Genomic DNA, 22,781 nt, shown 5'->3' on the forward strand with positions numbered 1-22,781 from the left:
CGGCGGTGCCCGCGGTGCCTATCCCCTTCGGTGGGGAACCCCGATGGGGGCGTCCTCTTGGGGGTGTTCCCGGTGGGACACGCTTTGCTCAAGCCCAGACGGTGAGGACGCCGGTGTAGCCGTACAAGTGATGGCGCGCGATCTCGCCGCCAGCGAACATCCCCACCAGGGGGATGTCGCCCAGGGCGTGCCGGATGATTTGCATCTCGGCATCGGGTCCGCCGAAGTGAGGGCCGCCGCGCCCCGCGCAACTGATGTAGATGGCCCCGGCCGGCGTGCGGCTGAGCCCGTCCTGCGGGTCGAACTCTTCGCGGATTTCGGCGCAGGCGCGCACCAGGTCGCGCCGGGCGGCGGTCACGTTGCGTTGGCAGAAGGCCAGTTGCATGCCGACTTCAACCAAGTCGCTCACGGCCACGCCCTGGCGTTGCGGGTCCAGGCCCACCAGGTGGCGCACGCGGGTGTCGGCGCCAAAGCTGTTGCGGTGCTCCAGCAGATCGCTGGCCGCGTCGGTCAGGCCCGCCAGCGTGGCGCGCACCTTGGGCAAGGCTTCGCGCGGCAGCCCCTGGGCGGTGACCGCGGCGGTCAGGTTCAGGTCGCGGAGCAGGCAGCTCAAGGCTGGTTCGCCGTCCAGTTCGTAGACCACGTTGCGTTCTGCCGCGGTGATCTGGCGCGCCATGCCGATGGGCTGGCAGCCCTGGGTCACGCGCGACACCAGGTGCACCCGGTCCGAGAACGCCACGCCCGACACGCCGCCCGACCACACGCCCCGGGCCTGGTCGCCATGCTCGGCCAGCGGGTCAAGCGCCAGGTGGACGCTGCGGCTGCGCCCGGTGCTCAGGCCACCAAACAGGTAGCCGGTGCGCGTGCGGCCCGCCAGCTCGGTGATCAACTCCTGCAGCTCGGGCGTGTGGGCGTCGGCGTGCACCTGCGCCACGTGCGGCACAAAAGCATGGCCTGGCGACACGGACAAGGGGCTCAAGCCAACCCGCGGCAGGGCGGGCAAGGGCTGCTGGCCCGAATAGACGCGGAAATCATCGCTGGGCAGGGTGGACACCATCACGGCCAGGGCCGGCTCGTCGATGTATTCGACGCCACTGGCCAGCACGCCCACGCCCACGCCGCCCACCCAGGCCACGCCAGGCAGCCGTTCGCGCAGTCCTTGCAGGACGGCTTCGGCCTGGGGCGCGAGGGCATCGGTCAGGTAACACCAGCCCAGGGTGGCGCCCATGGTGGCCGCGCCTTGGGATTCGAGTTGCGCCCACACCAGCGACAAGGCGAGGTCCGCCTGCGGATGGGTGGCGTGCGCGTGCAGAAAACGCGGCGCCATGGTCAGGGTGGAGGTGGGCGTCATGGTGACGAGGGTGTCAATCGGCCGAGCCACCGTCCGGTGATCGGCGGCGAAGGCTGGCGGCAGAGGTTTTGCGGGTGGCCGGGCCGCGGCCCGTCTTGACGGGGACCTTGGTGGCGCCTGATGCCTTGCGCGCCTCGGCTTTTGGGGGGGCGGGGGGCTGTTCGGCACTGGCCGGGGCGCTCGCGGCGGCTTCCATGCCTTGCGCGCTGGCCTGCGCCACCTGCACGGCCTGGTTGGCCAGGTTGCTGAATTGCTGGGTCAGGGTGTCCCACCAGCGAAGCGGGTTGACGGCCGCGTCGGCCGGGGCTTCTTCCGCTGCTGCCGAGGGCGGCGGGGCGGGGGGCTCGGCGGCAGGCTGGCTGGGGGCCTCGGCCGGCGCGGCGCGGGCCTTGAGGGACTCGCGCACGGCGTCCATCGACACGTTCATGCCGCGCAAGGTGGTCAAGGTCATGCGCTGCACTTCCAGGCCCTGGATGGTCATGCCGATCAGGCGCGAGTTCTGTTCCAGCCAGAACTGCACGGTCTTCAGGTCCTGGATGCGCTTGTCCAGCTCTTCCGGGTCGAGGGTGGGCAGGCTCCAGGGTGTGGCGCTTTTGCCACCCATGCCTTGAGCTGCCTGCAGGTTGGGCAGGGCGCTGCCCGCAGCCTTCATCCAATCCTGGAAGAACGACAAACCCGCGCCCAGGCCGCTAAAGGCCGACGAGGCATCGGCGCCCGAGGTATTGCTGGGATCAGGACTGGTGGGACGCGTGGGCATGGGCGAGGCTCCTGCAAAAAAACAGCAGTCCATTGTGCGCCCAAGCCACCGCATAATCACCAGCTTCATGCAACGCCGAGACCTCTTACGCCACCTCAGTCGAACCGCCGCTGCACTGGCGTGGCAGCAGATGTTCCTGCCGCTGGCGGGGGCCCAGGCGCCCACCCTGGACAACTGGCACGAAACCGCCGAGGTCTTCACCTTGGGCGTGGCCAGTGGCGAGCCCCGGCCCGATTCGGTGGTGTTGTGGACACGCTTGGCACCCAAGCCCGAACGCGCCGACGGCGGCATGCCGACCCAGTCCGTGGCCGTGCAATGGGAGGTGGCCAGCGACTCCCGTTTTGACCACATCGTCCGAAAAGGTTCGCAGCAGGCCGAGGCGGTGCGCGCGCACAGCGTCCACGTCGAGGTGTCGGGTTTGGCGCCCGGGCGTGAATACTTCTATCGTTTCCTGGCGGCCGGACAGGTCAGCACGATCGGCCGCACGCGCACCGCGCCGGACCCTTCCGAGGCCAGTCCGCGCTTGCGCATCGCCTTGGCTTCCTGCCAGCATTTCGAGGCGGGATTCTTCAGTGTGCACCGCGACATCGCGGCCAGCGACGTGGACCTGGTGCTGTTCGTGGGCGACTATTTCTATGAAAACCAGTTGCCGGGCTACCTGCGCGTGCGGCAACACACGCACCGGTTTCCGCGCGACAAGAAAAAATACACCCTGGGCCACTACCGACAGCACCACGCGGCCTACCGTTTGGAAGCCGATCTGCGTGCCTGCCATGCCGCCCATCCGTGGTTGATGGTGTGGGACGACCACGATGTGCTCAACGACTACGCCGGCCTGACCGAGCCCGACGATGAACTGAACGAGGCGCAGTTCATCAAGGTCCGCACCGCCGCCTACCAGGCCTACTTCGAGCACATGCCGATTCCGCCCACGCGCGCGCCGGTGGCGGCCAGCATGCGCATGCACGATCGCTACGAGTGGGGCCAACTGGCCGAGCTGTGGACGGTGGACACGCGCCAGTTCCGCAGCGAGCACGTGTGCAGCACTTGGCGCGGCCCACGCAACGGCCGCATGCTGTGGCGCTGCCCGGACGCGCTCAAGCCCGAGCGCAGCATGCTGGGCCAGGCGCAGGAGCTCTGGCTGGCCGATGGCCTGGCGTCCAGCACGCGGGCCTGGAAGTTCATCGTGCAAAGCACCCAGATCAGCCCCTCGGGCCTGACCGGCCGTTTCGGCAAGCTCCTCTACGGCGATGGCTGGGACGCCTTTCCCGCCGCGCGCGAACGCCTGATGGCCGCCATCGCCCAGCCCCGCGTCCCCGATGTGGTCTGCCTGGGCGGCGATGTGCACCGCCACGTGGCGGCCAACCTGCGCCTGCAGCCGTCCGACCTCGAATCCCCCATCGTCGCCAGCGAGATCGTCACCTCGTCGATCAGCAGCCCTGGCCTGAGCGAATTCATCACGCAGTGGATGAAAGCGGTCAACCCCGACCTGCTGCACCTGCGCAGTGACGAACGTGGTTTCGTGCTGCTGGACGTGACGCCGCAGCGGGTGCACTGCGAGTTCCGCGCCACACCGCACCCGGTGAAAGCCGATTCGCGCCTGCAAGTGCAGGCCCGCTACGTCATCGACCGCGGCGTGCCAGGTCCGCGCAAGGTCTGAGCCGCCTGCCTACAATCACCGGCATGGCCATCCCCAAAGTCTCGTTCAAGCAGCAGGTGCTCAAGGCGCGCGAGGAAGCCATCGTGGCCTCCGTCAACCGCCTGCTCGCCGACAAGGGCTTCGACCTGATGACCATGGACGAAGTGGCCGCCGACGTGGGCATCGCCAAGGCCAGCCTGTACAAGCATTTCGCCTCGAAAGAAGCTCTGGCGGCCGCGGCCATGAAGCGCTTGTTGAGTCGGGCGTCGGACTACCTGGGCGAGTTGGCGCAGCAAGGCCCCACCGACCCGGTCGAGCGCCTGAAGGCCGTGGCCCGCTGGACCATGGAGGTGCAGCTGGCCGGCGAGATGCCTTCGCTGCCTTCGCAGAACTCCAGCCTGCGCGCCGAACTGATCGCCGACATGGACTACATGACGCTGCTCATGGCCGTCAGCGACAAGTTGGGCGAGTGGATCGTGCAAGGCCAGGCCGATGGCCAGCTCAGCCAGAAGCTGCCGCCCGAGTTGATCCTCTACACCTTGTTCGCCCGCGCTTGCGATCCGGTGCTGGCCGTGCTCAAGGCCGGTGGGCACCCGCATGAGCAGATCATCGCGTGGTTGATCGACAGTTGTTTTTCGGGCCTAGCTCAGCGCGGCTGATCTCGGCGGAAGCCGGCCTCTTGTCGCTGGCACGCACGCTGTCGGGCGAATGGAAAGGGCGGGGCATCCGCGTCAATGGCCTGAGTCCGGGGCCGACCTCTACCTCCGCCTTGGACAAGCTGGGCGTGGCCAACCTTTGACTGGCGAAAAAAAGCCGGGGAAGTCCCCGGCTTGGTCAACGTGGCACATCCGCCGATCAGTCGTCGTTGCCGCCGAAGATGCCCAACAGGGCCAACAGCGACTGGAACACGTTGTAGATGCTCAAGTAGACGCCCAGCGTGGCCGTGATGTAGTTGGTCTCGTGGCCATCTTGCACGCGCTTGAGGTCGTGCAGGATGAAGGCGGAGAAGATGCCGATAGAGATCACCGACAGCGTGATCATCAAGGCGCTGGACTGGATGAAGATGTTGGCGATGCCGGCCACCAGCAACATGATCATGCCGATGAACAGGAACTTGCCCATGGACGTCAGGTCGCGCTTGATGACCGTGGACAGCGAAGCCATGCCCAGGAAAATCGCGCCGGTGCCGGCGAAGGCCGTCATCACCAGGCTCGCACCGTTGGACAAGCCCAGCACGGTGCCGATCAGGCGTGCCAGCATCAGGCCCATGAAGAAGGTGAAGGCCAGCAGCACGGGCACGCCGGCCGACGAGTTCTTCGTTTTTTCGATCGCGAACATGAAGCCGAAGGCGCCGGCCAGGAAGACGATCGCGCCCACGCCAGGCGTCATCATGCTGGCGATGCCGCTGGCCACGCCCAGCCAGGCGCCCAGCACCGTCGGGATCATCGACAGTGCCAGCAAGGCATAGGTGTTGCGCAGCACGCGGTTGCGCTGGGCGACCGAGGTGCCATAGGCCTGGTCGATGGTTTGAAGCGTTTGATTCATGGTGAACCTCCAGTCAAAAACAAAAACAGTGGGACAGGTCAGGCGGCGGCGGACAGCTTCTTCTGCCGCTTGCCGCGTGCGCGGATGTTGAGGGCCTCGACCGCCAGGGAGAACGCCATCGCGGCGTACAGGTAACCCTTGGGCACGTGGGCATCGAAAGCTTCGGCGGTCAGCGCCATGCCGACCATCACGAGGAAGGCCAGGGCCAGGACCTTGACCGAGGGGTGGCGGTCAACGAAATCGCCGATGGGCTTGGCCGCGATCATCATCACGCCGACAGCGCAGATCACGGCCGCCACCATCACACCGATCTCGTCGACCATGCCGACCGCTGTGATGACCGAGTCCAGCGAGAACACGATGTCGATCACGGCGATTTGTCCGATGATGGCCCACATCATCTTCTTGCCGGCGGCGGCCAGGGCCACGGGGTCGGTCGAAGGGGGGCCATCCTGTTCGCGGGCTTCCACCTCGACGAAGATCTCGTGCGAGGCCTTGTAGAGCAGGAACAGGCCACCCAGCAGCAATACCAGGTCGCGCCCGCTGATGCTTTGGCCGGCGACATTGAACAGCTCGGCCGTCAGGCCCATCACCCAGCTCAGCGAGAACAGCAGTGCCAGGCGCGAGACCATGGCGAAACCCAGGCCCAGGCGCCGGGCCTGGTCACGCTGGGCGGGCGGCAGGCGGCCCACCAGGATCGAAATGAAGATGATGTTGTCCACGCCCAGGACGATTTCGAGGGCGGTGAGCATCGCAAAAGCGATCCAGATGTTGGGGTCGAGCAGGAATTCCACGATTTGGTCAAAGTTGAGCGAGCCTTGAATCTAGGGGAATCGATACTTCGCGTAAAGTCGAATTTTCTGAAGCATCACTTCGAAAAAGGCGCAGTATGAATTTCAAGCACCTGTACTACTTCTGGGCCACCGCCAAGTCAGGCGGCGTGATGAAGGCGGGTGAGCAATTGCACACGACGCCACAGACTTTGTCAGGCCAGATCAAGCTGCTGGAAGCCCAGCTGGGGTGCGCGCTCTTCCACAAGGTCGGGCGGCGGCTGGAGTTGACCAACGAGGGGCGGGTGGCGTTGTCGTATGCCGACCAGATCTTCGCCCTGGGCACCGAGCTGGAGGCGGCGGTGGGCAAAGCCCGCACCGGACAGGCGGTGCTGGATTTCCGCGTGGGCATCGCCGACTCGGTGCCCAAGTCCATCGCCTACCGCCTGTTGGAGCCTGCTCTGGGCCTGCCCGAGCCGGTCCGCCTGATCTGCCATGAAGGCGATTTCCACAACCTGCTGGGCCAGATCGCGGTGCACCGCCTGGACCTGGTGATTGCCGATGAGCCCATGGACCGGCAGGTCAGCGTCAAGGCCTTCAGCCACGCGCTGGGCACCACGGCCATGAGTTTCTTCGCCACGCCAGCCTTGAAGGCCTCGCTGCCAAAAAGCGCCTTTCCGCAGTGCCTGGATGGCGCCCCCATGCTCTTGCAAGGTGCCTCATCGGCCATGCGGCAAAGGCTGGACGTCTGGCTGGCCGAGCATCAATTGCGTCCGCGCGCCATCGGCGAGTTCGACGACGCGGCGCTGATGAAAGCTTTCGGCGGCGAAGGGCGCGGCGTGTTCATGGCGCCCACCGTGCTGGAAGCCGAGACCTGCGCCCAGCATGGCGTGCAGGTGCTGGGGCGCACCCAAGAGCTGGTGGAGGAGTTCTACGCGATCTCGGTGGAGCGGCGCATCACGCACCCTTGCGTGGTGGCGATCACGCAGTCGGCCCGCGAGGCATTGTTCGGGGCATGAGCGGCGCTCCGATCAGACCCGCAATCGGCTGTGTGCCGGCACGCTGGCCAGCAGGAATTCCATCTGGTCGGCCAGGATGCGGCGCCCGCGCAGGATCATGTCTTCGTGCAGGCTGGGCACGTAGGGCAGGTAATACAACTGCCAACCCAGCTCGTTGAGCGTGCGGTTGCCCTTGCGGCCATTGCAGTTGCGGCAGGCCGTGATGCAGTTCTTCCAGGAGTCGATGCCGCCACGCGAGGTGGGGACGATGTGCTCACGCGTCAGGTCGTCGAGTTGGAAGCGGTGGCCGCAGTAGGCGCAAACCTGGCGGTCGCGGGCGAAGAGCTTGGGGTTGGACAGGGCCGGTTCCTGGCGCCAGGCCCGGCTCGGAACGCTGCCGCGCACGGCGATGATGGAGTGCAAGGCCAGCTGCGATTGCAAGCCCGTGCGCCGCTGGATGCCGCCGCGCAAGACCATGCAAGGCTCGCCCAGTGTCCACGCGACACCGTCACTGGCATACAAAACCGCCGCTTCCTTGGCCGACAGCCAAGCCTGCGGACGGCCTGACACGTCAAGTTGCAGCACGTCCATACAGCCTCTCCACAAAGTCTCCAAAGGGGAATGCTGCCTACAGGATAGCGCAAAGATCTCGACACTTTGGCGACAGAGGCGCGTCCAAACAGCCTGAAAACCAAGGGTCGACCCGATCTGAACAACGCGATTGTCTAAAAATCCCCAAAAAAAGTTGAATGGAACGCACACATACCGCTTGGTTTTCTGCAAAATAGCACGATCGTTCGTTTTATTCCCCAGGAGCTTCCTTGTCCGACTCCCTGCCCCTCGACGCCAAGCAGACCGCCGACGCGGTGCGCGAGCGTGGGCGTGGAGCGCAAGGCGTGGCCAAGGGACAGCAGACCCGCGCCACCATTCTCGAGGCCGCGTTGAACCTCGCCTCACAAATGGGCATCGAGGGGCTGTCGATCGGCGCCCTGGCCGAAGTCACCGGCATGAGCAAGTCGGGCGTGTTCGCCCACTTCGGCTCGCGTGAAGAACTCCAGATTTCCGTCATCCGCGAATACCACGAGCGTTTTTCCGCCGAGGTCTTCCTGCCCGCCCTGCGCGAGGCCCGTGGCTTGCCGCGCCTGCGCGCCATGTTCGAAGGCTGGGTGGCCATGGTCGCCACCGAAATCGACTCGGGTTGCATCTACATCAGTGGTGCGGTTGAATTCGACGACCGTCCCGGCCCCGTGCGCGATGCGCTGGCCGGCATGGTGCTGACCTGGCACGGCGCGCTCGACAAGGCCATCCGCATCGCCATGCAGATGGGCCACCTGCGCGACGACACCGACCCGATGCAAATGTTGTTCGAGATCCATGGTCTGATCCTGTCGCTCCACCACGATGCGCGTTTTTTGCGCTCGAAGGGTGCGGAGGATCGGGCCCGTGCGGCGTTCGAGCGTGTCGTCCAGTTCTATGCACTGGGCGCGCCTTCGAATCCGTCTGGAACGGTGGCGTCTGACGCTGCCAAAGCCGGGTTGGCTTCGGCCCCCCTGGCAGCCGTTTGACCCGTCCCCATCCCCCTGTCATCACCACCCTGTGAAAACAAGTGTGATCAGGCTTTTCTCATTAACCTTGATTTTGTGACCGAGGAGCTCCACGATGCCTACATACAACCCCCCACTGCGCGACATGCAGTTCGTGATTCATGAGCTGCTGGGCGCGGTTGATGAATTGAAGACCATCCCGGCCTACGCCGACCTGGACGTCGACACGGTCAACGCCGTGCTGGAAGAAGGCGGCAAGTTCGCCTCCAAGGTGCTGGCCCCCCTGAACCTGGTGGGCGACGTCGAAGGTTGCGTGCTGGACAAGGCCACGCACGAAGTGAAGACCCCTGCTGGCTTCAAGGAAGCCTACAAGACCTACACCGAAAACGGTTGGTCTGGCCTGAGCGCCGATCCTGAATGGGGCGGCCAGGGCATGCCTCAGCTGGTGAACCAGGCCGTGTACGAAATGATGAACTCGGCCAACCAGGCCTGGACCATGTACCCCGGCCTGAGCCACGGCGCGCACGCTGCCCTGGAAGCCCACGGCACCGACGAGCAAAAGAAGACCTACCTGCCCAAGCTGACCAGCGGCGAGTGGACCGGCACCATGTGCCTGACCGAACCCCATTGCGGCACCGACCTGGGCCTGCTGCGCACCAAGGCCGAGCCCCAAGCCGATGGCACCTACAAGATCACGGGTTCCAAGATCTTCATCTCGGCCGGTGAACACGACATGGCCGACAACATCGTCCACCTGGTGCTGGCCCGCCTGCCCGACGCCCCCGAAGGCTCGAAGGGCATCTCGCTGTTCGTGGTGCCCAAGTTCAACGTGAACGCCGATGGCTCGATCGGTTCGCGCAACGGCATCTTCTGCGCCGGCCTGGAACACAAGATGGGCATCCATGGCAACGCCACGGCCCAGATCGTTCTGGAAAACGCCGTCGGCACCCTGGTGGGCAAGCCCCACCGCGGTCTGCCCGCCATGTTCGTGATGATGAACGGCGCGCGCCTGGGCGTGGGCAACCAGTCCTTGGGCCTGACGCAAGTCGCCTATGAAAACGCCGTGGCCTACGCCAAGGACCGCATCCAGATGCGTGCTCTGTCGGGCCCGAAGCGTCCTGACCTGGCCGCCGATCCCATCATCGTGCACCCCGATGTGCGCAAGATGCTGCTGACCTCGCGCGCCTACGCCGAAGGCGCCCGCGCCCTGGTGTACTACACCGCCATCGAGCTGGACAAGTCTCACAACCACCCCGATGAAGCCGTCCGCAAGGAATCGGACGACATCGTGGCCCTGCTGACCCCGATCGTCAAAGCCTTCATCACCGACAACGCTTTCGAAGCGACGGTGCATTGCCAACAGGTGTATGGCGGCCACGGCTTCATCCACGAGTGGGGCATGGAGCAGTTCGTGCGCGACGCCCGTATCAACATGATCTACGAAGGCACGAACACCGTGCAGTCGCTGGACCTGCTGGGCCGCAAGGTGCTGGGCGACGGTGGCGCCAAGCTGACCAAGTTCGGCAAGATCGTGGGCCGTTTCGTCAAGGAAAACGCCGACAACGAAGCCATGCAGGAGTTCACCAAGCCCCTGGCCGACCTGGGCACGAAGGTGCAAGCCTTCACCATGGAAATCGGCATGAAGGGCATGCAGAACCCCGATGAAGTCGGCGCCGCCGCGGTGGATTACCTGCGCGTGGTTGGCCACCTGGTGTACTCGTACTTCTTCGCCCGCATGGCCAAGATCGCATTGGAAAAGCAAAGCTCGGGCGACAAGTTCTACATCGCCAAGCTGGCCACGGCCCGCTTCTACTTTGCCAAGCTGCTGCCTGAAGTCGAGACCTTGATGATCACCGCCAAGGCTGGTCTGAAGCCCCTGACGGAAATGGACGAAGCCCTGTTCTAATCAACGGGCTTTGCGGGGAAGCGGTGCTTTTTGAAACCGCTTCCTCATTCACCATCTCCACATCCACAGAGTGTTCCGCTAGGAGAGAACAATGAGTCGATTCAATGTCCGCAAGGTCGCCGTGCTCGGCGCCGGCGTGATGGGTGCGCAGATCGCCGCCCATCTGGTCAACTGCAAGGTGCCGGTCGTGCTGTTCGACCTGCCCGCCAAGGAAGGCCCCAAGAACGGGGTCGTGACCAAGGCCGTCGAAGGCCTGAAGAAGCTGAAGCCCTCGCCCCTGGGCGTGACCGACGACGCCGTCCTGATCCAGCAAGCCAACTACGAAGAGCACCTCGAAGAGCTGCGCGGTTGCGACCTGATCATCGAAGCCATCGCCGAGCGCCTGGACTGGAAGGAAGATCTGTACAAAAAGATCGCGCCCTTCGTCAATGACCACGCGATCCTGGCCACCAACACCTCCGGCCTGTCGATCACGGCCATGGCCGACGTGCTGCCCGAGCAGTTGCGCTCGCGCTTCCTGGGCATCCACTTCTTCAACCCTCCGCGCTACATGTACCTGGTGGAGCTGATCCCCACCAAGTACACCGATGCCGTCATCGTCGACCAGCTCGAAGCCTTCGTGACCACCGCCGTGGGCAAGGGCGTCGTGCGCTGCGAAGACAGCCCCAACTTCATCGCCAACCGCGTGGGCGTGGCCGGCCTGTTGTTCACCATGATCGAAGTGAAGAACTTCGGCCTGGGCTACGACATCGTCGACGACCTGACCGGCAAGCGCATGGGCCGTGCCTCTTCGGGCACCTACCGCACCTGCGACGTGGTCGGCATTGACACGATGGCCCACGTGATCAAGACGTTGCAGAACGGCTGCGCCACCGATCCTTTCGCCGCCGCTTTCGCCACGCCTTCTGACGTGCAGGCGCTGCTGGACAAGGGCAACTTCGGTCAGAAGACCAAGGCCGGCTTCTTCAAGAAGGAAGGCAAGGTCATCAGCCAGTTCGACGAGAAGACCGGCGAGTACGTTCCCGCGGGCAACAAGGCCGACAAGGAAGTCACCGACATCCTGCGCAAGCCCGCCGCCGAGCGCCTGAAGGCCCTGCGCGAGTCGAGCAACCCGCAAGCCCAGTTCATCTGGGCGATGCTGCGCAACGGCTTCCACTACGCCGCCGTGACCGGTGAAAGCATCGCCGACACCTGCCGCGACGTGGATCTGGCCCTGCGCTGGGGCTATGGCATGAAGCAAGGTCCCTTCGAGATCTGGCAAGAAGCCGGCTGGAAGCAAGTGGCCGAGTGGGTCAAGGCCGACATCGACGCTGGCAAGGCCATCACCAAGACGCCGCTGCCCGCCTGGGTGTTCGACGGCCGTGACGGCGTGCACACGCCCGAAGGTTCGTGGAGCCCCGCCAAGAAGACCTACGTGCCACAGCGCAAGCTGCCCGTGTACGACCGCCAGTTCTTCCGCGAAGACGTGCTGGGTTCGGGCACCAAGTCGGCCGACACGGCTGGCAAGACGCTGTTCGAAGACGCCGCGATCCGTCTGTGGACGCTGGACGACGAAGTGGTCATCGCCTCGATCAAGTCGAAGATGCACACCATCTCGGCCGAAGTCACCGGTGGTCTGGCCAAGGGCCTGCAACTGGCCGAAGAAGGCTACAAGGGCCTGGTGATCTGGTCGCAAGACGGCCCGTTCTCGGCTGGCGCCGACCTGCAATCGATGATGCCCGCCTTCATGTCGGGTGGCGGCAAGGCCATTGCCCCCTTCGAGAAGCAACTGCAGGACTTCATGCTGAGCCTGCGCTACAGCAACGTGCCTTCCGTGGCCGCCGTTCACGGCCTGGCCCTGGGTGGTGGTTGCGAGCTGGCCGTGCACGCGTCCAAGCGCGTTGCCGCCATGGAAAGCTATGTGGGCCTGGTTGAAGTCGGCGTGGGCCTGATTCCCGGCGGCGGTGGCCTGGCTTACCTGGCCCGCCGCGCGGCCGAACTGCTGGAGCCGTCCAAGGGCGTGTCCGGCCAGATTGGTGGCGACCTGATCGGTTTCATCAAGGAAGCCTTCCAGGCGGCCGCGATGGCCAAGGTGGCGACGTCGGCGATCGAAGCCAAGAAGTACGGCTACCTGATCGACGGCGACGTGATCGTCCCCAACAAGGACGAACTGCTCTACGTGGCGATCGCCCAGGTCAAGGCCATGTACGAGTCGGGCTACCGTGCCCCGGCCAAGCGCACCTTCCCGGTCGCCGGCCGCAACGTCAAGGCCACGCTGCAATCCTCGCTGATCAACATGCGTGACGGTGGCTTCATCAGCGCCCACGACTACCTGATCAGCTCGGCCATCGCTGATGTCCTGACCGGCGGTGACGTCGATTACGGCACCCTGGTGACCGAGGAATACCTGCACGCCCTGGAGCGCAAGCACTTCTGCTCGCTGCTGGACAACCCCAAGACGCAAGAGCGCATCATGGGCATGCTGTCCACCGGCAAGCCCGTCCGCAACTGATCGATCGGAGCATCCAAATGACTCAACTTCGTGACGCCTACATCGTCGCCGCCACCCGCACCCCGATCGGCAAGTCTGGTCGTGGCGTGTTCAAGAACACCCGTCCGGACGACCTGCTGGTGGCCGTGATCAAGAGCGCGCTGTCGCAAGTGCCCACGCTCGACCCCGCTGCCATCGAAGACGCCATCATTGGCTGCGCGATGCCCGAGGCCGAGCAAGGCATGAACGTGGCCAAGATCGCCGTGCTGCTGTCGGGCTTGCCCAAGACCGTGGCTGGTGCCACCGTCAACCGTTTCTGCGCCGCCGGCATCACCGCCGTGTCCATGGCCGCCGACCGCATCCGCGTGGGTGAGGCCGAGGTCATGATCGCTGGTGGTGTCGAGTCGATGTCGATGGTGCCGATGGGCGGCAACAAGCCGTCCTTCAACCCCGAGATCGTGAACAACGACGAGAACGTGGGCATCGCCTACGGCATGGGCATGACCGCCGAGAAGGTGGCCGAGCAGTGGAAGGTGACCCGCGAAGAGCAGGACGCCTTCGCCGTCGAATCGCACCGCCGTGCGATCGCCGCGCAGCAAGCCGGTTTCTTCAAGGCCGAGACCACGCCGATTGAGATCGAAGTGCGCACACCCAACCTGGAAACAGGCGAAGTGACGATCACCAAGAAGACGATCACGCAGGACGAGGGCGCCCGCCCTGACACCAGCCCTGAAGGTCTGGCCAAGCTGCGCCCCGTGTTCGCCGCCAAGGGCAGCGTCACGGCCGGCAACAGCTCGCAAACCTCCGACGGCGCTGGCTGCCTGATCCTGGCTTCGAAGGAAGCCTGCGAGAAGTACGGTCTGAAGCCCCTGGCCCGTTTCGTGAGCTTCGCCGTCAAGGGTGTGCCGCCTGAAATCATGGGCATCGGCCCGATCGAAGCCATCCCCCTGGCCCTGAAGTACGCCGGCCTGAAAGCTTCCGATCTGGACTGGATCGAGCTGAACGAAGCCTTCGCCGCGCAATCGCTGGCCGTGCTGAAGGACCTGGACGCCAAGGGCCACGTGCTCGACCGCGCCAAGGTCAACCCCATGGGCGGCGCGATCGCCCTGGGCCACCCGCTGGGCGCCACTGGTGCCATCCGCGCTGCCACCGTGGTTCACGGCCTGCAACGCACGGGCGGCAAGTACGGCATGGTGACGATGTGCATCGGCACCGGCCAAGGTGCTGCCGGCATCATCGAACGCCTGTGATCCTTGCCTGGTTCACCGTCGTTTGACGCTGTTGAAAAAGCCCGCCACCGTGCGGGCTTTTTCTTGGAGACCGATGTGGAGTCCTTGAGCATCACCACCGATGACGGCCAGACCCTGGCCGCGCAGCATTACCGGCCGCATGGCGTGCCGGTCCGCCGTGCCGTGATCATCGCGACGGCGCTCGGGGTGCCTCAATCCTTTTACCAACGCTACGCGCTCTGGCTGGTGCAGCAGGGTTGCGTGGTCTACACCTTTGATTGGCGCGGCATGTACCGATCGGCACCGGCCAGCCTGCGCGGTTACCGCGCCAAGTTGAGCGACTGGGCCCTGCACGATGCGCCCGCCGTGATGAAGGCGGTGGCGCAGCGCCATCCCGATTTGCCCATCAGCTGGTTCGGCCACAGCATGGGCGGCATCCTGTATGGCCTGATGCCACAGCACCCGCGCATCGACCACGTGGCCACCCTGGCCAGCGGCAGTGGTTATGGCGCGCACCTGGCGCGGCCGCTGCGTTATGTCATCAGCGTGTTCTGGCACGTGATGGTGCCGCTGAGTGTGGCGCGCCATGGCTACTTCGCGGGCAGCCGCATGAAGGCCGTGGGCGATGTGCCGCGTGGCGTGGTGGCGCAGTGGAAGCGCTGGAGCCAGCACCCTGATTTTGTGCTGAGCGATGGCGAGCATGCGCGCCAGGCCTATGCGCGCGTGACGCAGCCCATCACCGCCGTGATGATCGACGACGATGTCTTCGCCAGCCACGAAGGCGTGCGGGCGCAGCATGCGCATTACCGCAATGCGCCGGTCACCCACGTGCTGGTCAAGCCCAAGGACCATGGCGTGCGCGCCATCGGGCATTTCAATTTTTTCCATGCTCACACGGGGCCCAAGGTGTGGGCCCTGAGTCGTTCCTGGCTGGGCCTGGCCGACGCTCCAACCGAGGTCCCCTGATGGAAGAGACCCTTCGCCTGCAGACCAGTGATGGCCACATCCTCGCGGCGCGCGCTTACCAGCCGGATGGCCCGGTTCGTCGGGCGGTGCTGATCTCGTCGGCCATGGGCGTGCCGCAGGCGTTCTACCGCGCCTTCGCCACCTGGCTGGCGCAGCAGGGCGTGGCGGTGCTGACCTTCGATTGCCGTGGCATGGGCGAATCCGCGCCGAAGTCGTTGCGTGGCTGTGTGGCCAGCATCACCGACTGGGTCAGGCTGGACCACCCGGCCGCGCTGGCCGAACTGCGGCGGCGCTGGCCCGGTGTGCCCTTGACCTACCTGGGCCACAGCCTCGGTGGCCAGATCTTCGGCTGGCTGGACGGGCGCGAGCACTTCGACCGCATGGTCACGGTGGCCAGCGGCAGTGGCTATTGGCGCAACAACGCGCCGCAGGTGCGTTACTCGGTGCACTTCCTGTGGTGGGTTCTGGCGCCCGTGGCTTTGACGCTGGCCGGCTACTTCCCTGGCGAGCGCCTGGGCGCGCTGGGCAACATCCCCAAGGCGGTCATGTGGCAATGGCGCCGTTGGTGCCTGAGCCCCGACTACATCGGTTCCGAAGGCCCCGCGCTGCGGGCGCGTTACGCCGAGGTGCACACGCCGATCACCGCGGTGCTGGCCGAGGATGACGAGCTGATCAGCCCCGAGGGCGTGCGCCGCCTGTACCGCCTCTACCCCAATGCGCCAACGCGCTTCGAATCCCTGCAGCCCCAAGCCCATGGCCTCAAGCGCCTGGGTCATTTCGGTTTGTTCAAACCCCAATCGTCGACCGCGCTGTGGCCCCTGGCCCTGGCGTGGATCGCCGACTGACCCCTTGCCCCCTCTCACACTAGGAGACCACCATGTCCGAAGCCCAAGCCATCCTGGCGCACGTCGAAGGCGGCGTGCTGACGCTGACCTTCAACCGACTCGACAAGAAGAACGCCATCACCACGGCCATGTACACCTCGCTGGCCGATGCCTTGGTCGAGGCTTCGACCGACGCCGCCGTGCGCGTGGTGGTGATCCAAGGTCACGAGCAGGTCTTCACCGCCGGCAACGACCTGGCCGATTTCAAGAACAACCCACCGTCCACTGACCAGATGGAGTCGATGCCGGTGTTCCGTTTCCTGGAAGCCCTGAGCACCTTTCCCAAGCCCTTGGTGGCGGCCGTCAGCGGCCCGGCCGTGGGCATTGGCACGACCTTGCTGCTGCACTGCGACCTGGTCTACGCAGGCGACAACGCGGCCTTCAGCCTGCCGTTCGTGAACCTGGGCCTGTGCCCCGAAGCCGGCGCCAGCCTGCTGCTGCCCGCACAGGTGGGCTACCTCCGCGCGGCTGAAAAGTTGCTGCTGGGCGAGGCCTTCTATGCCGAAGAGGCCGTGGACATGGGCCTGGTCAACCGCATCCTGCCGCCGCACGAAGTGGCGGGCTACGCCCAGGCCCAGGCCTCGAAGCTGGCGGCCAAGCCGGCTGAATCACTGCGCATCACCAAGGCGCTGATGAAGCAGGCGCATCCCAGCTTGCCGGCCGTGATGAAACAGGAGTTCGGCCACTTCGGCCAATTGCTGCGCGGCCCGGCCGCCAAGGAAGCCATCAGTGCCGTGATGGAAAAGCGCCGGCCCGACTTCTCGAAGCTGTGATGCCTGACTACCAGTGAACGACCCCGTACACGCCCATGGCACAGCAGCCCATCAGCAGCAAGGCCACGGTGCGCACGGGGGCGTTGTCATTGGCGGGTAAGTCGTCGCTCTCGGTGAGTTGATCGCCCGTGATCATGGGCGTGACCAGGTCGCGTTTCTTGAACACGCGGTGGTAAGCGATGGCCAGCAGGTGCAGCCCGATCAGGCCATAGATGAGCGGGCCGGTGACCTGGGCATGCAGCCAGCTGAGCTGGTCGGACAGGCCCTTGTCGATGACATGGGCAAGCGGGCCTTCGGTGGCGATGTCGTCGTTGCTGAACAGACCCGAGCCGGCTTGCAGCAGGATCACGGCCAGCATGGCCAGCACCGACAAACCGCCCAGCGGGTTGTGGCCCGAGCCATGGCCACCCGTCCGTCCGCGCAGGTAGGACACGATCGTCGCGGGTGAGCGCAGGAAGCTGGCAAAGCGCGCATACCGGGGGCCGATCAAACCCCACAAGACCCGGAACAACACCAGGACCAAGGCCGCGTAGCCAAAGCGGAAATGCCAGGCCATGGCCTCGCCGCCCAGGTACTGGGTGATGAACGCGCCAGCGATGATCACCACCAACGCCCAATGGAACAGTCGCGTGGGCAGGTCCCACACCCGGATGGCCTTCATGGGGTACTCCTCAGCGGTTGCGGTAGCTGTCGTGGCAGGCCTTGCAGGTCTGCGCCATGGCATTGAAGGCAGTCTTGAAGGCGTTCGCATCGCTGGAGCGCGCAGCGAGGGACAACCTGCTGGCCGCGCTTTGGAACTGCTCGAACTGGATCTTGAACTGGGCGGCGTCCTGCCAGACCTCGGGCTTGGTCTTGGCGGGGGCCATGTCAGAGCCAGGTGGAAAGGCATGCACCAGTTGACGCGACAGCAGTTCGATGAGGGCGGCGTTGGCTTCGGCGGCCGGCTTGTCGAAAGGGACTTCGCCTTTGGCCATGGCACCGGCACGCTGCGCATGCGTGCCCAGCACCTGGAAGGCCGCTTGGCGGTATTTCACGGCGTCGTTCAGGCGTGTGAACTGGGCGTGTGCGGGCCAAGGCAAGGTCAGTGCCGCGGCCCAGAACAAGGCGAGGATGGAGGGGCGTCGCATCTTGGTGGAACTCCGGCTACTTGAGGGCGGCGGTGCGTTGCAAGGCTTGCTCGCGTTCCCAAGCCGCGGCGGCATCGACGAGCTTCTCGAAGGTGCCGCCCTTTTCCAGCAAGGTTTTTTCCAACACGGGGTCGAGTGTTTTCTCGATGCCCTGATCGTCCAGCGGCATCTTCCTTTCGCGCACGGATTTCAGGACCCGGTGGATTTCGCCCGAAGCATGGGCCGGTGATTGGAGCAGCACCAAGCGCTTCATCTTGTCGGGGTTGTTCGGCACGTGACAGTTCAGGCATTGCGAATCGCGCAGCGAGGTCGCGAACTCGCGGTAGGACTTGTCGAGCTGTGGCTTGTAGGGGTTGTCTTCACGGTAGAGGCCATCGAACAAGGTGACGGCGGGCTGGGTCTTGCCTTGCGCGTCCGTCCACAACCACTGGCCATCGAAGGCAGGCAAAGTGGCCTTGTTCACCACATGTCCCTCGGCCGGTGCGCCCCGGTTTGAAAATTGCGCAAAACGAATCAAACCAGTTTGCGGGTCCAGCCACAAATACAGGGATCGGGCATTTTCATACATTTCCCACTTATTGGCATCGTGCCAGAAAGGATAGGGGAATTGCCCCGGCTGCAACCGGTTTCTGAAACCAACACCAAGGGTCGCCAGGAATAATTTTTCACGTTCGATGTAACTGATTTTATATTGGCCGTCAAACATGAATAATGGTATGTAAAGCCCAGTCAATATATCCGGCGCAAACTGCGTCAGGTGGGTTTCCTTCAAACTCAATGCGGGGTCTTTTTGCCGGCCCCATGAAATCACGGGTTGAACCATGGCTTGCTTGAGCAAAGAGTCCTTGAACAAGGCCTGCCGGCATTGGTCGAAAGCGCTTTGGCTGGAGGGATCGGCCAAAGGGCAAAGTTGTTTCAGCTCATTCGTGATATTTTGAATGGATTTTTCAATGTGCAATGGCGTTGATATGTCAGCGGCTGGCGCGAAGGGGCTGAAAAGGCCCGCCAACAGGGCCAAAGCGGTGTTATTGCACAATTTCTTCAATACTGCTTTCACGGCAACTCCTTGGTTGAAATCAGTCTAGCGACGTCCAAAACGGTGCGCTAATTTTTTACTCATGTAACCAGGTGTTGATTTGTGCAACACCAGTGAGCTGTGTGATTTCATGCCTGAGGGATATACCCACGCCGGGGCCGAATAAAGCAGACTGCGATTCATGGCCAGTTGTGCCGTTGTCGAGCGCTGAAGGAAATCATGAAAAAACAGGAACTCAAGGTGGCGGTCTTCACCGCGCAGCAGCGAGACATGCGGGTGATCGGCATCGTGCTCACCCACCTCAAGAGCGCCAAATACGCTTTCAGCATGGCCGAGCGGACGGGTGAAGCGCCCATCGACATCGCCTTGGTGGACGACAGCGATCCAGACATGCGCAAACGCCTGGCTTCCGCCGTGGCTCGCCACCCGAACCTGGCTGTGGTGCACTTGGTCAGCGAGGCTGGCCGCGCTGGCGAGCGCTGTGAGCTCCTGTCCAGCCAGTTGATGATGCAGTTGTTGCCCACGCTGGAGCGCTTGCTCCAGCGCATCGCTGAGCAACCGCCCGCGGCCCCCGCCCCGGCCCGCATCGAGTCCACGGTCACCGCCTTGCCGCCCACGCCCGCCAAATTGCGCGCGCTGGTGGTGGACGACAGCCAGACGGTGCGCACGCAACTGGCCAATGTCATGTCCAACATCGGCATGGCCTGCGACATCGCCGATGGCGCCAAGGCCGCGCTGGCCCAACTGGCCAACCGCCAATACGACCTGATCTACGTCGACGTGATGATGCCCGACATGGACGGCTACACGCTGACGCGTGAAATCAAGCGCGACCGCAGCAACAAGGCGCCCGTGATCATCCTGACCAGCCAGTCCTCGCCTTTCGACCGGGCGCGTGGTGCCCTGGCCGGCTGCGACATCTTCCTCACCAAGCCGGTGGGGCTGAAGCAGTTTTATGCCGCGACCACCAAGGCGCTGCGCAAATCCATGGCCGTGGACGACCTGAGCGGCTGGATCACCGATCCGACGCAGGCCAAGGCCCGGGCACACGCCTGAGCCCATCCCATCATTCACCCGGAGACCTGGCATGACCGCCAACAAAGCCCTCGTCGTCGACGACTCGACCACCGACCTGTCGAACCTCAAAACCATCCTGCAGGACGCGGGCTGGCTGGTGAACACCGCCAGCAATGGCATGCAGGCCCTGGAGCGCGCCAAGAACGACCGACCCAGCATCATCTTCCTGGACATCGTCATGCCGCAGCTGGATGGCTATGGCACCAGCCGCGCGCTGGCCGATGACCCGGCCACCAAAGGCATCCCGGTGGTCTTCGTGTCGACCAAGAACACGCGCGCCGACCAGGTCTGGGCCAAGGCCCAGGGCGGCAAGATGTTGATCGGCAAACCTTTCAGCGCCGACCAGATCGTCGACGCGCTGAAGTTCGCCGCCTGACCGGACCGCACCATGGACATCGCTGCCCTGGCGCGTGGTGTGGCCCCTGCCGCTGGCGAGTTGCGCTACGGCTTTCGGGTCGCGGGTTTGCAACTGGTGCCGGCCGCGCGCGTGCTGACCGAGATGATCGCCGAGGCGCGGGTCTTCCCCGTGCCCAAAGCGGCCCCGGCGCTGGCCGGCGTGACCAACCTGCGCGGCACCATCGTGCCCTTGCTGGACCGCCGCGAGTTTCGCCGCGGCAGCCCCGACATCCGGCCTTTCGAACACCGCGTGCTGGTGTTCGACCGGGAAGAGCAACGTGTCGGCCTCTTGCTGGACGCCGCCCCCGAACTGCTGAGCCTGGTGCCGGCCCCTGAAAGCACCACGCGCCCCGGCAGCAAGCTGAGCGCCTACCTGGTGCGAGCCTGGGCGCAAGCCGACCAGCCCGGCCAGATCTGGTGGGAATTCAACCACCGGGCCGCTTTTGAATCCCTGGCGCGCAGCGCCCATCCCGCATCCACCGAAGAAGAGGTACACCCATGAAACTCAACATCCGTCAGAAGCTGTTGCTTGGCTTCGCGCTGCTGCTGTCCGCCTTGTTCGCGGTGGGGGGTTACGCCATCGTGCAGCTCAACCAGTTGGAGCAAACCATCCGGATGACGCAGGGCAAGGAAGCCCTGCTGGGCCGGGCCAATTCGGCCTTGTGGAGCCTGCGTTACAGCCTGCCGCAGTACCTGGCCCTGGAAGACCAGGCCGCGCGCCAGAAGATCATCGACGAGCAGCCGGGCCTGTGGAAGGTGGTCGAGGACAACCTCAAGACCTATGGCGAAAGCCAGGGCCTGTCGGCCGAAGAGCGTGCCCAGCACAAGTCCCTGGTGGGCAGTTTCCCCGCCTACAAGGTGCACCGTGCCGAGTGGTTCAAGCTGGTCGTGAACAACCAGTTCGAAGAGGCCGCCGCCTGGCGCAAGAAGTACACCACGCCCACTGGCGCGGCCACCATCAAGGCTTTCGGCAAGCTGCTGGAAACCACGGTGAAGAACGACGCCATCAAGCGCGAGACGCAGTTCCAGGAAATCGCGGTGGCCAAGCAGTGGATGGCGGGCATCGCGGGCGCTGCAGCCCTGGTGGGCTTCTTCGCGGCCTTCTTCGTGGTGCGTTCGCTGATGCTGCCGATCAACAAGCTGCTGGGGGCGCTGGCCCGTCTGACGGCCGGCGACTACACCGCCCGTGCCGACCTGAAGAGCAAGGACGAGCTGGGCCGCCTGGGGTCGGCCCTGGACCGCCTGCTGGACGAGCGCCTGGAAGGCCTGAGCAAGCAGGCCAAGGAGAGCGAGCAGATCAGCAACTCCGTGGTGGAGATCATGCAGGCCATGGGCCAGGTTGCGACCACCAAAGACCTGTCGATCCAGGTGCCCGTGACCGAAGACGTGACCGGCGCCATTGGCGATGCCATGAACATGCTGACCAGCGAGACCGCCAAGGTCCTGAACAACGTGAGCGACGTGTCGCACCACGTGTCGCGCGCCACGATGGCGGTCAAGCAAAGCACCGACACGGCGATGGCCTCGGCCGCGCAGGGTCAGAACGAGGTCGAATCGGCCGCCCGCGAGTTGTCGCAAGCCGCCCTGACCCTGACCGACATGGCCCAGATGGCCACCAAGGCGAACGAATCGGCCGAAGCCGCCGTGCGCACCACGCGCCAGGCCCTGGCCACGGTGGACAAGACCGTGCTCGGCATCAACGAATCGCGCGACCTGATCCGCGAAACGGAAAAGCGCATCAAGCGCCTGGGCGAACGATCGCAAGAGATCACGCAGGTCGTGGGCCTCATCAACTCGATCGCCGAGCGCACCGGCATCCTGGCCCTGAACGCCTCCATGCAGGCCACGGCCGCTGGCGACGCGGGCCGGGGCTTTGCCATCGTGGCCGACGAAGTCAAACGCATGTCTGAAAACGCGCGTGAAGCCACGCGTGAGATCTCGACCCTGGTGCTGTCCATCCAGTCCGAGACCTCGGAAACGGTGCTGGCCATGAACAACGCCATCACGCGGGTGGTGGATGTGTCTCGGCTGGCCGACCAGGCCGGCTCGGAGATGAAGGGCACCCAGCAGGCCACCGATGCGCTGGCGTTCAGCGTGCGCGGCATCGCGGCGGCGTCGATCGAGCAGGCGCGTTCGGGGCAGACCTTGCAGGCGCGCGCGCTGACGATCCAGCAGACCAGCCGTGACACGACCAAGCAGCTGACCCAGCAGAACGAGGTGACCAACAAGCTGGTGGGCTACGCCCAGACCCTGGTGCGCGAGGTGGCGGTGTTCAAGCTGCCGCGCCGCCTGGTGGCCGCCGAGCAAGCCTGA

The 22,781-nt window shown here is 64.7% G+C and carries 23 protein-coding genes; 15 read left to right on the top strand and 8 right to left on the bottom strand.

Annotation, left to right across the window (positions count from 1 at the left end):
- Positions 1-88: 88 nt before the first annotated feature.
- Positions 89-1,351, bottom strand: a complete 1,263-nt coding sequence (locus ACREB4_RS00475) for an FIST signal transduction protein (protein WP_431586213.1) — start codon at positions 1,349-1,351, stop codon at positions 89-91.
- 13 nt (positions 1,352-1,364) lie between these two features.
- The gene (locus ACREB4_RS00480; protein WP_431586214.1) at positions 1,365-2,108 is read right to left on the bottom strand and encodes a PhaM family polyhydroxyalkanoate granule multifunctional regulatory protein; all 744 of its coding nucleotides are present in this window, start codon (positions 2,106-2,108) and stop codon (positions 1,365-1,367) included.
- 67 nt (positions 2,109-2,175) lie between these two features.
- On the opposite strand from ACREB4_RS00480, the gene ACREB4_RS00485 reads away from it, so the two are divergent.
- The 3 genes from ACREB4_RS00485 to ACREB4_RS00495 are packed head-to-tail and all read left to right on the top strand — an operon-like array spanning position 2,176 to position 4,546.
- A complete protein-coding gene (locus ACREB4_RS00485) occupies positions 2,176-3,768 on the top strand; it encodes an alkaline phosphatase D family protein (protein ID WP_431586215.1) in 1,593 nt (530 codons plus the stop codon).
- Positions 3,769-3,791: 23 nt separating this feature from the next.
- Positions 3,792-4,406: a TetR/AcrR family transcriptional regulator gene (locus tag ACREB4_RS00490; protein WP_431586216.1), complete on the top strand. Its 615-nt coding sequence runs from the start codon at positions 3,792-3,794 to the stop codon at positions 4,404-4,406.
- Complete coding sequence (locus tag ACREB4_RS00495; protein WP_431586217.1) at positions 4,361-4,546, top strand: SDR family oxidoreductase; 186 nt, start codon at positions 4,361-4,363, stop codon at positions 4,544-4,546. Before ACREB4_RS00490 ends, ACREB4_RS00495 begins: the two co-directional genes overlap by 46 nt.
- A gap of 56 nt (positions 4,547-4,602) precedes the next feature.
- On the opposite strand, the gene ACREB4_RS00500 is transcribed toward ACREB4_RS00495, so the two are convergent.
- Positions 4,603-5,292 (bottom strand): Bax inhibitor-1/YccA family protein, encoded by a 690-nt coding sequence (locus ACREB4_RS00500; protein ID WP_431586218.1) that lies wholly within the window; start codon positions 5,290-5,292, stop codon positions 4,603-4,605.
- A gap of 38 nt (positions 5,293-5,330) precedes the next feature.
- Complete coding sequence (locus ACREB4_RS00505; RefSeq protein WP_431586404.1) at positions 5,331-6,089, bottom strand: TerC family protein; 759 nt, start codon at positions 6,087-6,089, stop codon at positions 5,331-5,333.
- Positions 6,090-6,181: 92 nt separating this feature from the next.
- Here ACREB4_RS00505 and nhaR point away from each other — a divergent pair, with 92 nt between their 5' ends.
- On the top strand, positions 6,182-7,081 hold the full coding sequence (gene nhaR, locus ACREB4_RS00510; protein WP_431586219.1) for a transcriptional activator NhaR: 900 nt from the start codon (positions 6,182-6,184) through the stop codon (positions 7,079-7,081).
- 12 nt (positions 7,082-7,093) lie between these two features.
- On the opposite strand, the gene ACREB4_RS00515 is transcribed toward nhaR, so the two are convergent.
- Positions 7,094-7,651 carry an HNH endonuclease gene (locus ACREB4_RS00515; protein WP_431586220.1) on the bottom strand — a complete coding sequence of 186 codons (558 nt, stop codon included), beginning with the start codon at positions 7,649-7,651 and terminating at the stop codon, positions 7,094-7,096.
- A 275-nt stretch (positions 7,652-7,926) separates the two neighbouring features.
- Here ACREB4_RS00515 and ACREB4_RS00520 point away from each other — a divergent pair, with 275 nt between their 5' ends.
- The 7 genes from ACREB4_RS00520 to ACREB4_RS00550 all read left to right on the top strand — a co-directional run bounded on the left by ACREB4_RS00520 (position 7,927) and on the right by ACREB4_RS00550 (position 16,832).
- A complete protein-coding gene (locus ACREB4_RS00520) occupies positions 7,927-8,625 on the top strand; it encodes a TetR/AcrR family transcriptional regulator (protein WP_431586405.1) in 699 nt (232 codons plus the stop codon).
- A 94-nt stretch (positions 8,626-8,719) separates the two neighbouring features.
- Positions 8,720-10,510, top strand: coding sequence for an acyl-CoA dehydrogenase C-terminal domain-containing protein (locus tag ACREB4_RS00525; RefSeq protein ID WP_431586221.1), 1,791 nt, complete (start codon positions 8,720-8,722; stop codon positions 10,508-10,510).
- Between the two features lie 91 nt (positions 10,511-10,601).
- Positions 10,602-13,001, top strand: a complete 2,400-nt coding sequence (locus ACREB4_RS00530; protein WP_431586222.1) for a 3-hydroxyacyl-CoA dehydrogenase/enoyl-CoA hydratase family protein — start codon at positions 10,602-10,604, stop codon at positions 12,999-13,001.
- Positions 13,002-13,018: 17 nt separating this feature from the next.
- On the top strand, positions 13,019-14,230 hold the full coding sequence (locus ACREB4_RS00535; protein WP_431586223.1) for an acetyl-CoA C-acyltransferase: 1,212 nt from the start codon (positions 13,019-13,021) through the stop codon (positions 14,228-14,230).
- An 84-nt stretch (positions 14,231-14,314) separates the two neighbouring features.
- On the top strand, positions 14,315-15,175 hold the full coding sequence (locus ACREB4_RS00540) for an alpha/beta hydrolase family protein (RefSeq protein ID WP_431586224.1): 861 nt from the start codon (positions 14,315-14,317) through the stop codon (positions 15,173-15,175).
- A complete protein-coding gene (locus ACREB4_RS00545; RefSeq protein ID WP_431586225.1) occupies positions 15,175-16,020 on the top strand; it encodes an alpha/beta hydrolase family protein in 846 nt (281 codons plus the stop codon). Before ACREB4_RS00540 ends, ACREB4_RS00545 begins: the two co-directional genes overlap by 1 nt.
- Positions 16,021-16,052: 32 nt before the next feature.
- Positions 16,053-16,832, top strand: a complete 780-nt coding sequence (locus ACREB4_RS00550) for an enoyl-CoA hydratase (RefSeq protein WP_431586226.1) — start codon at positions 16,053-16,055, stop codon at positions 16,830-16,832.
- 7 nt (positions 16,833-16,839) lie between these two features.
- Here the strand turns inward: ACREB4_RS00550 and ACREB4_RS00555 are convergent, their stop codons facing one another.
- From ACREB4_RS00555 to ACREB4_RS00565, 3 genes are read right to left on the bottom strand one after another with little or no spacing between them, the layout of a single operon-like run.
- Positions 16,840-17,493 (bottom strand): cytochrome b/b6 domain-containing protein, encoded by a 654-nt coding sequence (locus tag ACREB4_RS00555; RefSeq protein ID WP_431586227.1) that lies wholly within the window; start codon positions 17,491-17,493, stop codon positions 16,840-16,842.
- A 10-nt stretch (positions 17,494-17,503) separates the two neighbouring features.
- Positions 17,504-17,959, bottom strand: a complete 456-nt coding sequence (locus ACREB4_RS00560) for a c-type cytochrome (protein ID WP_431586228.1) — start codon at positions 17,957-17,959, stop codon at positions 17,504-17,506.
- A 16-nt stretch (positions 17,960-17,975) separates the two neighbouring features.
- Positions 17,976-19,016 (bottom strand): hypothetical protein, encoded by a 1,041-nt coding sequence (locus ACREB4_RS00565; protein ID WP_431586229.1) that lies wholly within the window; start codon positions 19,014-19,016, stop codon positions 17,976-17,978.
- Positions 19,017-19,214: 198 nt separating this feature from the next.
- Between ACREB4_RS00565 and ACREB4_RS00570 the strand changes: the two genes are divergently transcribed.
- Genes ACREB4_RS00570 through ACREB4_RS00585 form a run of 4 tightly spaced genes read left to right on the top strand, consistent with a single transcriptional unit; the run spans position 19,215 to position 22,781 of the window.
- Entirely contained in the window at positions 19,215-20,051 is an 837-nt protein-coding gene (locus tag ACREB4_RS00570) for a response regulator (protein WP_431586230.1), read from the top strand.
- A gap of 31 nt (positions 20,052-20,082) precedes the next feature.
- On the top strand, positions 20,083-20,448 hold the full coding sequence (locus ACREB4_RS00575) for a response regulator (RefSeq protein WP_431586231.1): 366 nt from the start codon (positions 20,083-20,085) through the stop codon (positions 20,446-20,448).
- Positions 20,449-20,460: 12 nt separating this feature from the next.
- Positions 20,461-20,970, top strand: coding sequence for a chemotaxis protein CheW (locus ACREB4_RS00580; RefSeq protein ID WP_431586232.1), 510 nt, complete (start codon positions 20,461-20,463; stop codon positions 20,968-20,970).
- Positions 20,967-22,781 (top strand): HAMP domain-containing methyl-accepting chemotaxis protein, encoded by a 1,815-nt coding sequence (locus ACREB4_RS00585; RefSeq protein WP_431586233.1) that lies wholly within the window; start codon positions 20,967-20,969, stop codon positions 22,779-22,781. The genes ACREB4_RS00580 and ACREB4_RS00585 overlap by 4 nt, the downstream gene beginning before the upstream one ends.

It is taken from the genome of Aquabacterium sp., assembly GCF_050725395.1.
In the GTDB taxonomy this organism is placed as follows: domain Bacteria; phylum Pseudomonadota; class Gammaproteobacteria; order Burkholderiales; family Burkholderiaceae_C; genus Aquabacterium.